We start from the raw sequence: 12,578 nt of genomic DNA, 5'->3' as shown, positions 1-12,578 counted from the left end.
ACACCCAGTCAATCGATTTTAGATTTTAGATTTTAGATTAAAGAATTGAAGCATTGACCCCACCGATAAATTCGGGGGCTCCTTTATCGGATACAGGTTTTTTATTTCACCGGTCCTGAGTCTGCTTTCGGAATGAATCACGTGGCGGGTATCCTGGATGCTTTCGGTCAACACTCAGCAATCAACAGTCAACAATCATTTCGCTCGTGCAACCGGAATTGATATCACTCATGACTAATAACTTCTCTAAGGAATGAGAATTAAATAACTTCCACTCTTGAAAGTGGGATGGGCGTCCCGCCCGTCATGAGTGGACGGGCGGGACGCCCATCCCACAATAACAATTAAAATTGTAAGTTATTTAATTCGCGATCCTAAGATTCTTGAGCCAAAGTACATCGATCGCACAATCCAAAAAACTCCAAAGTGTGATAATAAATCTTGAAAGAATGAGATTGTTGTAGTTGGCTTTCTAAGTGGTGGACGGGGCATTCGTCGATCGTAATGGACGCGCCACATTCCAGACAAGTTAGGTGGTGTTGGTCTTGGTGGGCGGCACCGTAGAGAGACTCGCCACTAGCGAGAGTTCTGACGTGAACGAACCCCTCTCGCTTTAAACCGTCGAGGGAACGGTAAACGGTTGCTAGGCCCATGCTTTGGTCGCTGTTACGCAGTTCTAAGTAGATATCTTGCGCTGAGAGCGATCGATTCAAGTGCTTGAGCAAGTGTAAAATACGCTCCTGACTGCGGGTGCGGTTGGTTCTCATAATTTTTTTGTGTAATCTGCTGGAATCACATCTGTCCCTGTTTCTAGGCTATCTTACTTGGGCGAACCAAATGGCGATCGGCGCGCAGCTCGGTTGTAGAATACAATGGGGCTAACTTTCACATCACCTACCGCAACATTCCCGTGACTCAGAAATATCTTGCCCAAATCTATGTTACCCTCCGCCCTTCTGTTTTAGATCCCGCCGGCACTGCCGTACAGTCTGGTTTGCAACACATGGGATACGACAATGTTGAGCGTGTGCGAATCGGGAAATACGTTGAATTGACGCTGACTGCTGCTGGTGAGTCCCAGGCCCGCGAACAACTCGATCGCGTTTGCGACCAACTTTTGGCCAATCCAGTGATTGAAAATTATCGCTTTGATTTGACTGAAATTCCTGTTGCTGTGGAGACAGCGGCGGCCTAAATTCGATCGCCCGTAGCTCTTCGATCCCCCCTAACCCCCCTTAATAAGGGGGGGACAAGAGGGTTCTGAAAGTCTTTGCTAAAAAGCGGGGACAAGAGCATTCACAGTCTTCGTTAAAAAGCGGGGATTCGGAACACTCAAAGTCCCCCTTCTTAAGGGGGATTTAGGGGGATCGAGACTTAGATACAAGCGAGAGAAACATAAGATTTCAGTCTTAAGTTTACACCTCTTCCCTCTTCCTTCTTCCCTCTTCCTTCTTCCTTCTTCCTTCTTCCTTCTTCCCTCTTCCTTCTTCCTTCTTCCTTCTTCCTTGAGCTTATGAAATTTGGAGTTATTGTTTTTCCGGGTTCAAATTGCGATCGCGATGTGGTGTGGGTGACTCAAGGGTTACTGCACCAACCAACTCGCATGATTTGGCACGAAGATACCGATATTTCGGATATTGATATCATTGTAATTCCCGGTGGTTTCAGTTACGGAGATTATTTGCGGTGCGGCGCGATCGCCCGTTTTTCTCCGGCGATGCGGGCTACGGCGGAACACGCTAAACAAGGAAAGCTTGTATTAGGCATCTGCAACGGTTTTCAGGTGTTGACTGAAGCTGGTTTGTTGCCCGGTGCTCTGGTGCGGAATGCGGGATTGAATTTTATTTGCGATCGCGCTTCTTTGAAAGTCGAACGCGGTAATACTCGTTGGACTGCGGCTTATACTACGGGTGAAATCATCGATTTGCCGATCGCCCACGGTGAAGGCAATTATTATGCTGATGCGGATACATTAGCAGAACTAGAAGAGCACGAGCAAGTGCTGTTTCGCTACTGCACAGAGGCGGGCAAAATTAGCGATGCTGGGAATCCCAACGGTTCGTTAAATAATATTGCCGGTATTTGCAATCGCCAAGGCAATGTATTAGGAATGATGCCGCATCCTGAGAGGGCTTCCGATCCGATGTTGGGCGAAACTGATGGGGTCAAATTGTTTCAAGGGTTGCTGATGGCTACTGTGGCGGCTGTTTTGTAGTTGATATTTACGACATTGTTGTAGATACCGTAGGGTGCGTCGCTCTTGTAGGGACACGGCATTGCTTTTGGAGGGACACGGCATTGCCGTGTCCCTACTTTTGAGGGACACTCGAAAATCTCGCAGCGACGCACCCTACAAAATTTAAAATGCTAAAATGATTTGAGAGTCAATACATCGGAGAACAGTCCTATGCCTTCACCTTTTCCTGGAATGGACCCCTACTTAGAACACCCCGATTTCTGGCAGGAAACTCACAATCGATTGATTATCGCGATCGCTGATACCATCATGCCTCAAATTCGGCCTAAATATGAGGTTGCAATCGACAAACGAATCTATGAAATTACCGATCCAAATGACAGTAACAGCGACTCCCTTTTAGTAGGTATCCCCGATGTCGCGATTAAGCGTCAATCTAATAACCCGAATATTCCTACAGGTTCAGTTGCCACTGTAAGTATAACACTTCCGACTACTGTTAAAGTGCCTGCTCCTGAAAAAATTAAACAGACTTACTTGGAAGTGCGAGAAATGGCAACGAAACAAGTTGTCACTGCAATTGAGATTCTTTCTCCTGTCAACAAACGTAGTGGAGAAGGAAGAATTACTTATCTGAAAAAACGCCAGAGTATTTTAGGTAGTTTAACCAATTTAGTCGAAATCGATTTACTACGAAAATGGGAATCTATGCCCATTCTTAATAATTCTATTCAAAGCGATTATCGGGTTTTGGTCAGTCCCAGTAATCGCCGTCCGTTTGCCGAACTTTATGCTTTTAATCTTCGCGATTCTCTACCTATATTTCCGCTTCCCTTGCGCGAGGAAGATGTAGAACCTATTGTTAACTTACCAGAATTATTTGCAGGTGTTTACGATCGCGCTGGCTATGATTATCGGATCGATTACGAGCGAGAACCCGTACCGTCTCTATCGGAAGAAGATCGGGTTTGGGCTACCCAACTTTTGCAAGAAAAAGAACTTCGAGATAATTAATTATATTTTACTTTATATCCTAGGGTTAGTCGCGATCGACAATCTCTAAATCAACTAGAAAATCTCCCAGCGACGCACCCTACAAATATCTCGCATCTTAGCTATGATAATTCACGCAATATTGTTTCTATCGTCACATCTGGCAGACCAAGCAACTGAGCGATTTTGCAGGGTTCGATACCTTGACTGTGCAACTTACAAACGACATCAGCTACATCAATTTCGAGCCGTTCGATCTGAGTTGTGAATCTGCTGGATTCAGTGGCGTATTCGTTGTTAGATTTGCTAGGCAAAGAAGGACAGGGGTTGAGATTGAGGGTGTGGACGTATTCGACGTATTGAATATAATCTCTGCCGAAGTTTGAGGTATTGCTAATATTTCTGCGATCGATCGCAGCTTTGAGATTGCCTTTTTGCATCTCTTCATTCATCACTGCGGAGAGACTTTTGAGTAGCTTGTAGCCGACTTCTCGGACATATTTTGTAGTGTAGCGGGTGTCGCGGGCGATCGCTTCGTAGGTTTTGCCATCATACATTCCCTGCAACACTAACTGCTGTAGCGTGTTGAGATGTTTACCTGTTTTTTCAAATATTAGACCATCGACCAATTTCAGCAATTCGTTATCGTCAGGGACGGCTTGCAACGGGCGATCGTCGTTGGGCTGCATGGGTTAAGTGAAGAAATATAAAGTTAAGGAAACTTCGGGCTTTTTCAGTCTTTTTCGGGCTTTTTCAGCCATGACATAGATGAGACAGGTGAGGTAGATTTCTTAAATCACCAACACAAAGCAACAGTATATGCCTGACAATTTAGCTTTGCTGGACAAGAACGATGACATATTGAACGGTAGCAGCGCCAAGAATCAAGCGGATTGCGGCTGTGGCTCGAAAAAAGCCACCACTCAAGAGACGGTATCGAATGCTCAGAATATCCAGAATATCTTTAGCTTGGGAAGCAACGATACGCTAGAAAGTTCGATCGCGCCAGACTTTTTGAATGGTAACACGGGAAAGGACTTTATCTCCGGTAGTGTTGATGGGGATATCGGGCGATCGGCTTCTCAAGTCAGCGATGGTCGGGCTTTTCGCTTATCTGAGAGTGGCGACCTGTTTACGGCGACACCCGATCTGTCAGGTCAGTATATCCAAGGTATCCTCGGCCTGGGGGGTAACGATACCCTAGAAGGCTCTGCCGCACAAGACTTTTTGAATGGTAACGCAGGAAACGACTTCATCTCCGGTCGTGCTGGTGACGATTTGCTCTCCGGCGGTGTCGGTGCGGATACGATCGCGGGCGACGAAGGCGATGACGCTATTAGCGGTAGCGAGGGCAACGACATATTGCGCGGTGGAACGGGCGTAGACGCTCTAAATGGCAATCAGGGAGACGACACGCTATTTGGCGACGAAGGTAACGATGTTTTGCGGGGCGGTCTTGGGAATGACCTTCTCAACGGTGAAACTGGTAACGATCTGCTCATAGGCGATTTTGGCATTGATACACTAACGGGTGGCTCTGGAAACGATGCCTTCGTGCTGCGCTCTAATACGGCTACGTCTGTCGTGAGCGAGGCAGACATTCTGACAGACTTTAATAAAAGCGAAGATTTCATTGGTATCGATCTCGATCTCACCGAGGCAGATTTAGTTCTCCAACCAACGGTCGCCAACAATCGATCGAGTACGATTATTCGTGTTGCTGCCACCAATTCAGTATTGGGAGTTGTTCAGGGAGCGGCACCTGACGATTTACGCGGTCGCTTCGTTAATCTGGATGCTAATCCCGCCCTCCCAGGAGAGACTGTTACCTATGAAGCACCAGTTGTCCGCAGTACCGGGCCGAATACCTATGATTTCATTTTGAACGGCAGCGATGGCAGTCAATATGTTGTCAATATTAAGCGATCAAGTGATGAAATCAGCGCTCGTGAGTTGCGCTACCAACCAGGTCCTCAAAGCAGTATGCCCGCTCACACCCTTACCATGAGTGCTGACGGTAAGCGCATTGAGAGTCAAATTCAAGGATCGACCAGCAAATCAATTTTCGATCGGCAAGATGACGGCTCGATTATTCTCAAGCAGCAAGATGCCAGCGGTCGTGAGGAAACAATCGATACCGTAGTCAACCCAAGTGGCACGCCCAATCAAATACCAACCACGCCGACAACCACATCAAATCAAAAAACACCCTGTGAACGTGGTGAGGAATTCTGTAACATTCTGGAAAAAAATGATGTCTCTGACAGACTTGCTCTAGCAGCTACGATCTCTACAGGAGTTGGTTTCGCAATAGCTCCAGTGTCATTAGGTGCTAGTGCACTAATAGGAGGATCGGTAGGTGGTGTTTTAGGAGCGCTTGCCCTTGGTGTGAAAGTGTTAGACCTTGCTTGCGTCGCCCTGTATGGTGAAGACAAAGATCTAGCAGAAGCAGTCTATGGTCAGATTCCTTTCAACAAACTACTTAAACCACTTAACGCTCTTCGTCCTCTGCAAGCAGGTGCATTAAAGGTAACACGACAAGCAGTTCGGTCTGCAATCAATAGCACGGTGGGTCGTCGGATAACCCAAAAAATAGGAGAAGGATATGTCAACGAGCTATTCGGCAAAGTAGAGGATTTCGCAAAAGATACTGCTTATAACTTTACCTCTGGGCTTTACAACAATGTTGCTAATATAACTGGAGCTAAGAGTGGCGAAATAATGAAGACGTTCAGAAAGAATCTGGGGCTAGACTTCTGCGATGAACCTTCGACTACTCCTGTAACGCCTCCACCAACACCATCCACTCCCTTCTTAAAAATAGAGGTAAAACCTTCTGCTATCCCTTATCAGGGGACTGCTAACCTGAATGTCAAATACTCGAATCCAGACAACAATAGCAGAAATATAGATATCACGGGTGCTGCTCAAAAAGGTCTTGGACTTAACAGTTTTCTAATTCCAGAAGATAAAAAAGGTCAAGGCGAGTTTAATTTCATTTTAACCAATATCGGCACAGAGCTAGGAGGGCCGGGTAGTGCAAGCCGGGAGGATTTATTAGAAGTTTCGATTGGGAATGGAGCGGGAGGAGAACTATTTGATACTGTTAATTATCGTCCACAATCATTCGATCTTCTAGGAGCTTCAGGTCCAAATGTTGACTTTTTACCTAATGTCTATACGGTTAGTTCTGTAGAGGGTTTGACACGGCGGCGATAATGGATATAGTCGGGCGGGCACGGGGGCACCGCCCCTACAGTCATCATTTGGAATTTCAGTGTGATGTGGAGTTGGTTTAAGGGCGATCGGATTTTTGGTTGATGGGCGATCAGATTTTTGGTTGATGGGCGATCGGGTTTTTTGTGGATGGGCGATCGAATTTGATTTGTTAGTCCCTTAGTTTTTCCGCGCAGTCCGGGCTAGTTGGTTCGTTGCCGAGTCCGCCAGGGGTTGAAACCCCTGTCTCATAGCGAAAGTCCTCTGAAAGAGGACTGAAGAGTTAGTTGATGTGTATCGGTTTCATGCGAATTTTCAGTCGGTTTCAACCGACTTTAGCTATGAGACGGGGGTTTCAACCCCCGGCGGGCTGTGTCACAAAGCAGACAAATTTTCACTCGGTTTCAGGGCGATCGAATTTGAGAGAAATGTGCGATCGGATTTTTGGTTTATGGGCGATCGACTTTTTGGGAAACGGGCGATCGAGTTTTTGGTTGATGGGCGATCGAATTTGAGAGAAATGTGCGATCGGGCAATAAGTTGTTCACCAATAAGTGATTAATGGAAACCCGATTAGTGCGATCGTTACTTGTTTCTCAGATTGTATCAGGTTCAAAAAGATTGTGAGTAAAATAAACGGGGTTTGCGTCAGTTGTTTTTGTAATTGAGCCTGGTAAAATGTTGGTAAAATATTTTTTGGGATAGGCAATCGTGTAATAATTCTGCTGCCTATCTTTTTTAACCACAACACAAATCAATCCTTATCCAGTCTGGATTTGGGGCGGGTTGTCACCCCCCAGCACACTAACAATCCTATTTTTTAATAGTCGCTTGCAAATAAAGCAGCGGGTCTTCAGCAACCCAACCCAAACCCGAATTGTACCGAACTTCAAAATGCAAATGAGATGGCGGAATGTCCCGTTTTCCCGTCGTCCCGACAGTTCCCAAAACTTCTCCAGACTCCACTTTTTGACCGACTTTGACCGCAATATCTTTCAAATGAGCGTAGCGCGTTTGCTTCCCCGCTTCATGGTTCACCACCACTAAATTCCCGTAATCCCCCTGCGGCCCGGCAAAGGCGACAGTCCCCTCGCCTGCAGCCAAAACCTGCGTACCCTCCGACGCCAAAAAATCTACGCCGCTGTGGAAAAAAAATTCGCGCCGCGCCGGATGCAATTGCCGCCCGTAACGCAAAGCTGCTACTGCTGGGGCAGGCAGCGGAAATCCTTGCACCGATGGCGTTGCATCGGGATTGATAGAAGGCCCGATCGACCTATTCACCGCAGGCACAAACACCGTTTTCCCCAACGGCCTGCACCCGTTCGCCTCAAATAGCAAATCTGCGGGCACTTTGTAAGCTTCTGCCAGTTTTTGCCAATTCGAGCCTGCAGGCACTTCTACCTCGATGCCACTGTACGGAGGAATGATGATCGCACTTCCAGCAGATACTCCACCGCCCCGCAACGTCGGATTTATCCCGATCAGCGCCGCAGGAATCACATTGTACTGCCGCGCGATGCTTTCTATTGTCTCGCCCTGGGCCACAGTGTGGCGACGCAACCGAGACATAGCCGGACTCGGGCAATCGCGGGCGGGGTCGGGGTTTTCTACAGGTGTACCTAAAGGAAGATTTGCAGGTGGGATTTCGGTATTTGCCGCCGTTTTCTCAACGGGTGCGATCGACCAAATTAGTGCAAAAATCAGCGGAAATAAGCGTTTAAAAGTCATTATGTACATAAAAAAGTATTCCTTTCGGACAGTTGACAATTTTAAAATCCTGTAAAATTGCATATTTGAAAGCTCTAGCCACCCCCCAGAGTGTAAATCCCAGGCTAAGCCAAGTTAGGATGAGAATTATTAGTTTGATTCGCTCTAGGCAAATCCGGCAAAATTGCCTGTAATGCCGATGGGCGCCGGCCTGTTAACAGCTATGTTCTTGAGGAAGCGGTACGCCCCGCCCCGCTTCCTTCCCGTCGCCAAGACAAAAATGCTTGATTCGGAACCTGTCTGCGGGGATGAGGTATTTAGCGGGAGTTATTAAATGAGTTTATCTTTTAAGCAAGCGACCCTTTATGTGACTCTGCTGTCAATCGGCGGAGGTATGGGATGGTTGGGAAATCGCTATCTGCAAGGCTCAAACAATCTGGAAACCGGATTGGTTTTGCCAGTAGTACGCCAGCAAATCCCCCCCTATTCGTCTCCTCCAGTTCTGGAAAATCGGGCAGTCGATCGCAGCAATCCCAATTTTATTGCTGAAGCAGCCGAAAAAGTCGGCCCGGCTGTAGTGCGGATTGACGCATCAAGCAAGGTGGCGAATCAAGTGCCGGAAGCATTCAAAAATCCTTTGTTTCGTCGGTTTTTTGGGGAGAATTTGCCACAGCCGGAAGAACGAGTCAAGAGAGGTACCGGTTCCGGGTTTATTCTCACTTCTGACGGCCGCATCGTTACTAATGCTCACGTTGTCTCCGGGACTGATACTGTTAAGGTGACGCTCAAAGACGGCCGCGAGTTTGAGGGTAAGGTGCAGGGAGTCGATCCGCTGACGGATGTGGCTGTGGTTAAGATTAATGCTAAGGAACTGCCGCAGGTGGCTTTGGGTCGATCGGACAATATTGTACCGGGACAGTGGGCGATCGCGATCGGCAATCCTTTAGGTCTCGACAATACCGTGACTGTGGGCATTATCAGCGCTACGGGTCGATCGAGTTCCCAAGTCGGCATCCCCGACAAGCGAGTCCGCTTCATCCAAACCGATGCTGCCATCAACCCCGGCAATTCTGGTGGCCCGCTGCTGAATGACCAAGGCGAAGTAATTGGCATCAATACCGCTATCCGCGCGGACGCTCAAGGCTTGGGATTTGCAATTCCGATCGAAACCGCCAAACGAGTTTCCGATCAGCTATTCGCCAAAGGTAAAGCCGAACATCCCTATCTCGGCATTCAAATGGTCAGCTTGACTGCCGCCACCAAGGCAGAACTCAACAAACAGCTCGATAATAATAAAATTACCCTCGATCAAGGCGTAGCCGTGGCGCGAGTCGTGGAAAATTCCCCCGCTCAAAAAGCAGACTTGCGTCCCGGAGATGTCATTCAAAAAGTTGACGGAATTGCGGTTAACACTCCCGGTGACGTGCAAGAACGGGTGGAAAACACGGTTGTGGGCAAAGAACTCGAACTGGAAATTAACCGTTTGGGTCAAGTTCAGAATATTAAAGTACGTCCGGGTGCTTTTCCCCTATCGGGTAGCTCCGCCGGTGGGTAATACCATTTTCGATTTTCGATTTTCGATTTTCGATTTTCGATTAAATAATTAAGAATGACTTACTGCATAAGGATTTGGAGCTTATCAGCAGTTGCATTCTTTTTTTAAATTGGTATTAGTTGCAAGGGTGGAGGATGGAAGATGAATCTGATGCTTTATAGTCCTAGAAGCAGTAACCGGGTTTTTTTACCAAAATCCTCGGTGTAGCGCGAGGGATAGCCGGTTAACAGCCCGGTTTCTTAATTCCCTGTGCCTCCATGATTCAGGATTATGGATTTTTCTGAACAACTTTCATCTTTCTTGCTTCCCCAACCCGTTGATTTTTTTACTTGTCTTTGGGTGAGTTTGGTTTAATCGAGCTGGTGCTTGCTAAATTTTCTTCTAGGTGCATCCTTTGCTCCATTTGCCTCAAAAAATAGCCTGTCATCATCGCTGAAGCTAGCAAACCTGCTAAGTTTTCGCGATCCGTGGTAATTTCGACGTTAAAATTTTCGGAAGGCAAAACGCCGACAAGTCCTTGAACGTTATGAGAGATTATTTCTCTGATGTCGGGGCTCACAGACTTGGCGACGCGGGCTAGAACCTCCGGGGATTGGTGTTGGAGGTACTTCAGCAGTGGATTGACTGCGGTTTGTTGGGCATTGGATGTGTCAAAGTCAGGGTGAAAAACCATTTGGCGATTCTTAATTTCTGGCTGGTTACATTCTACTTCAAACTACTCGTCATTGCTTGGGTACAAATTTGCCTGAAAGTCAAGTTGCAATTGTTTTGGCAGTTGGTCTACTTGAAAGTACCGATGAAATTTCTCGGTAACTTGTAACCAATATGACCGCCCCTCACTCGGTCGCCGTTTGCGGACGAAACCCATCTCTACAAGTTCCTGCACTTGTTGGTAAGCGCCTGAACCTCGCAAGTTAACTAAGTCTGGCTGAGCGATGCCGCCTTTGAGGGCGATCGCAGCCAGCGTTCGCAAAGCTCCCACACCTAATTCTGGAGGTATTAAAGTTTGCATTAAACTGGCAAACTCTTCTCTGAGTTGCAGGCTGTATCCTGTGGGGGTTTCGACGACTTCTAATGCACTGTCGCGGTGGGACGAGTCAGACATGAGTTCGATGATGGCGTCTTCGGCTTCGGCTCGATCGCACTTGGCAATCTCGGCAATTTCTGCGATCGACACTGGCTGACCTTTTAGGTAAAGTATGGCTTCTATTGTTGTGGCTAAGCGAGTCATTTGGGAATTAGTAACGAGGAATTGGGAGGTTGAAAGAAGAAGGAATAAGCAAAAAAGAAGAAGGAATCAGGAAAACAACAGTTATCCGTATTTCCGTAACTTCCGTGTCGTGAAGAATGAGAGTTAGGAATAAACATTCCCCTTACACAAATTATTAATAGTGTAGGTTAGGTTGAGAAACAAAACCTACACTATTAATTTTCTTTTTTTATATCAATCCGAGACGCAGGAATATATAACGTTTCTAGCTCTCCTGAGCTTATGGTAAAATATATCAACCAATACAGATGACGGGGCTAGAACCGATTTTTGGTAAAAAAATATGGGGTCAGTCTTGTTAAGAAGCCCCATCAGTTAAAAATGTTACCTCAATCATACCAAATTTGTTTCCAACAGCAGCTCAAAAACACCGAATACTTGACTGTGACTATTTTAGTTTTTCTGCTCCCAACCCATAAACAAGTGAGTATTGAGTTATTGGCGAAATTGATGCGATACCCAATCATGTTTGAGAGCGGACGACGTTCTATTCAACGATTTCTCAAGCTACCTCTGCTCAAGATTGAAAAGCTTTGGTTTCCTGTGCTTAAATATATCTGGAGAAGTCAATTTAAAAAGAAACAAGAGTTGAAGGTCGCCATTGATAGAACGCCGTGGCGAGATAAAAATCTGTTGATGATTAGCCTGATTGGGAACAAGAGAGCTTGACCGTTGTACTAGCAGATATTGCCTTCGCTGTGGCTGTAGCAACATCCGAGAACAACAAAGCTTAATCTGCAGCATTCTTGGTCTGCTAAAAAAATATAAAATGGTCCTTTTAGGAAACGCCTGAATTTGCGATCGTTAAGCTGGCAAGTGGGCTGTGTGAAAAGAACATAAGGTGTGTTTTGAGAGTAAAACAGGGACGCTATATTCAAGAAGAAGGAGAAGAATTTAAGCGGTTGAGTGAGGGTGGTTTAGTCGCAGGTACGAGCTTTTATGTGACAGGAGTTAAAATCAGCAGCAAGGATTGGGCTGTTTTGATGTCGCTGGTTATGGGCAACGAAAATATCGAAATAGTGGCGAAGATGAAGACTGGTATTGACTCACCAATATCGCCAAATTGAAACAAGCTGTAACAGCGTTTAAATGTCGCAGTGGTATCGAAGCAATGTTTAAGGACTGTAAAACAGGAGGCTATAATCTTGAAAAAAGTTACCCTTGTGACGACCGCCTCAAAACTTTCTCAAAACTTTAATATTATAAAACTTTAATATTTTTAATAGCTTTAGCTTAGAGTTGCTGATAGTTGTGCGATTTTACAAGGACACAAGCTCAAGCTTATGGGAATTCCGAAATAGATCGGTAGCCTTACGGTCGTCGAGGCGATCGCAACGCCGTCATAGTAGCTTTTGAATGATTATACGGTAAATCGTGGGCGCAGCGAAGCGGAGGGAGTAGGGAGGGAGCTTTGCCATGCACCTATTGCGGAATTGATGAAAATTAGACGCAATCAGCTCCTATTCCCTCAGATTAGCAACCCGGAGTTTTAACAACGGAAAAAGGAATAGTATCCCAGTGATCCCACTGCGTCTTTGTAGAGACGGAAAAAAAATAAGGGTAAAAAACCCTGAAGACTGCAGAGAATTAAGTCATCATCATCACCATGTAGAAAGAGAGGTCAAGCCCTCGGTCTATTA

General features: G+C 46.3%; 13 protein-coding genes. 8 read left to right on the top strand and 5 right to left on the bottom strand.

The features are described from left to right. Positions 1-374: 374 nt before the first annotated feature. Entirely contained in the window at positions 375-767 is a 393-nt protein-coding gene (locus tag QUB39_RS00065; protein ID WP_333055475.1) for a Fur family transcriptional regulator, read from the bottom strand. 143 nt (positions 768-910) lie between these two features. On the opposite strand from QUB39_RS00065, the gene purS reads away from it, so the two are divergent. From purS to QUB39_RS00050, 3 genes are all read left to right on the top strand, one after another. Continuing rightward, positions 911-1,195: a phosphoribosylformylglycinamidine synthase subunit PurS gene (gene purS, locus QUB39_RS00060; RefSeq protein WP_333055476.1), complete on the top strand. Its 285-nt coding sequence runs from the start codon at positions 911-913 to the stop codon at positions 1,193-1,195. 318 nt (positions 1,196-1,513) lie between these two features. After that, positions 1,514-2,215 (top strand): phosphoribosylformylglycinamidine synthase subunit PurQ, encoded by a 702-nt coding sequence (gene purQ, locus QUB39_RS00055; protein WP_333055477.1) that lies wholly within the window; start codon positions 1,514-1,516, stop codon positions 2,213-2,215. A 192-nt stretch (positions 2,216-2,407) separates the two neighbouring features. Next, a complete protein-coding gene (locus QUB39_RS00050; RefSeq protein WP_333055478.1) occupies positions 2,408-3,211 on the top strand; it encodes a DUF4058 family protein in 804 nt (267 codons plus the stop codon). Between the two features lie 101 nt (positions 3,212-3,312). On the opposite strand, the gene QUB39_RS00045 is transcribed toward QUB39_RS00050, so the two are convergent. Further along, positions 3,313-3,879 carry a hypothetical protein gene (locus QUB39_RS00045; RefSeq protein ID WP_333055479.1) on the bottom strand — a complete coding sequence of 189 codons (567 nt, stop codon included), beginning with the start codon at positions 3,877-3,879 and terminating at the stop codon, positions 3,313-3,315. Positions 3,880-4,009: 130 nt separating this feature from the next. Here QUB39_RS00045 and QUB39_RS00040 point away from each other — a divergent pair, with 130 nt between their 5' ends. Then, on the top strand, positions 4,010-6,409 hold the full coding sequence (locus QUB39_RS00040; RefSeq protein ID WP_333055480.1) for a calcium-binding protein: 2,400 nt from the start codon (positions 4,010-4,012) through the stop codon (positions 6,407-6,409). A gap of 338 nt (positions 6,410-6,747) precedes the next feature. Next, positions 6,748-6,921, top strand: coding sequence for a hypothetical protein (locus QUB39_RS00035; RefSeq protein WP_333208985.1), 174 nt, complete (start codon positions 6,748-6,750; stop codon positions 6,919-6,921). 298 nt (positions 6,922-7,219) lie between these two features. Here the strand turns inward: QUB39_RS00035 and QUB39_RS00030 are convergent, their stop codons facing one another. Then, positions 7,220-8,143 carry a M23 family metallopeptidase gene (locus QUB39_RS00030; RefSeq protein ID WP_333055482.1) on the bottom strand — a complete coding sequence of 308 codons (924 nt, stop codon included), beginning with the start codon at positions 8,141-8,143 and terminating at the stop codon, positions 7,220-7,222. Positions 8,144-8,447: 304 nt separating this feature from the next. On the opposite strand from QUB39_RS00030, the gene QUB39_RS00025 reads away from it, so the two are divergent. Next, entirely contained in the window at positions 8,448-9,668 is a 1,221-nt protein-coding gene (locus QUB39_RS00025) for an HhoA/HhoB/HtrA family serine endopeptidase (RefSeq protein WP_333208983.1), read from the top strand. Positions 9,669-9,993: 325 nt separating this feature from the next. Here QUB39_RS00025 and QUB39_RS00020 read toward each other — a convergent pair whose 3' ends face one another. Then, positions 9,994-10,341 (bottom strand): DUF760 domain-containing protein, encoded by a 348-nt coding sequence (locus tag QUB39_RS00020; RefSeq protein ID WP_015177249.1) that lies wholly within the window; start codon positions 10,339-10,341, stop codon positions 9,994-9,996. Between the two features lie 42 nt (positions 10,342-10,383). Next, positions 10,384-10,899 carry an SMC-Scp complex subunit ScpB gene (gene scpB, locus QUB39_RS00015; RefSeq protein ID WP_333055484.1) on the bottom strand — a complete coding sequence of 172 codons (516 nt, stop codon included), beginning with the start codon at positions 10,897-10,899 and terminating at the stop codon, positions 10,384-10,386. A 423-nt stretch (positions 10,900-11,322) separates the two neighbouring features. Between scpB and QUB39_RS00010 the strand changes: the two genes are divergently transcribed. Together QUB39_RS00010 and QUB39_RS00005 are read left to right on the top strand one after the other, a co-directional pair. After that, positions 11,323-11,607 (top strand): hypothetical protein, encoded by a 285-nt coding sequence (locus QUB39_RS00010; RefSeq protein WP_333257889.1) that lies wholly within the window; start codon positions 11,323-11,325, stop codon positions 11,605-11,607. Between the two features lie 179 nt (positions 11,608-11,786). Next, a complete protein-coding gene (locus QUB39_RS00005; protein ID WP_333055486.1) occupies positions 11,787-12,005 on the top strand; it encodes a hypothetical protein in 219 nt (72 codons plus the stop codon). Positions 12,006-12,578: the final 573 nt, after the last annotated feature.

It is taken from the genome of Microcoleus sp. AT8-B5 (genome assembly GCF_036705565.1).
Classification (GTDB): domain Bacteria; phylum Cyanobacteriota; class Cyanobacteriia; order Cyanobacteriales; family Microcoleaceae; genus Microcoleus.
The sequence above is the reverse complement of the archived record's forward strand: the minus strand, read 5'-3'. Positions and strand labels throughout refer to the sequence as shown.

Excerpts from the sequence above, each read along its gene's own strand:
- QUB39_RS00065 (WP_333055475.1), bottom strand. The coding sequence starts at position 767 with ATGAGAACCAACCGCACCCGCAGTCAGGAGCGTATTTTACACTTGCTC.
- QUB39_RS00025 (WP_333208983.1), top strand. The coding sequence starts at position 8,448 with ATGAGTTTATCTTTTAAGCAAGCGACCCTTTATGTGACTCTGCTGTCA.
- QUB39_RS00040 (WP_333055480.1), top strand. The coding sequence starts at position 4,010 with ATGCCTGACAATTTAGCTTTGCTGGACAAGAACGATGACATATTGAAC.
- purQ (WP_333055477.1), top strand. The coding sequence starts at position 1,514 with ATGAAATTTGGAGTTATTGTTTTTCCGGGTTCAAATTGCGATCGCGAT.
- QUB39_RS00050 (WP_333055478.1), top strand. The coding sequence starts at position 2,408 with ATGCCTTCACCTTTTCCTGGAATGGACCCCTACTTAGAACACCCCGAT.
- QUB39_RS00035 (WP_333208985.1), top strand. The coding sequence starts at position 6,748 with ATGAGACGGGGGTTTCAACCCCCGGCGGGCTGTGTCACAAAGCAGACA.
- scpB (WP_333055484.1), bottom strand. The coding sequence starts at position 10,899 with ATGACTCGCTTAGCCACAACAATAGAAGCCATACTTTACCTAAAAGGT.
- QUB39_RS00020 (WP_015177249.1), bottom strand. The coding sequence starts at position 10,341 with ATGGTTTTTCACCCTGACTTTGACACATCCAATGCCCAACAAACCGCA.
- QUB39_RS00045 (WP_333055479.1), bottom strand. The coding sequence starts at position 3,879 with ATGCAGCCCAACGACGATCGCCCGTTGCAAGCCGTCCCTGACGATAAC.
- QUB39_RS00030 (WP_333055482.1), bottom strand. The coding sequence starts at position 8,143 with ATGTACATAATGACTTTTAAACGCTTATTTCCGCTGATTTTTGCACTA.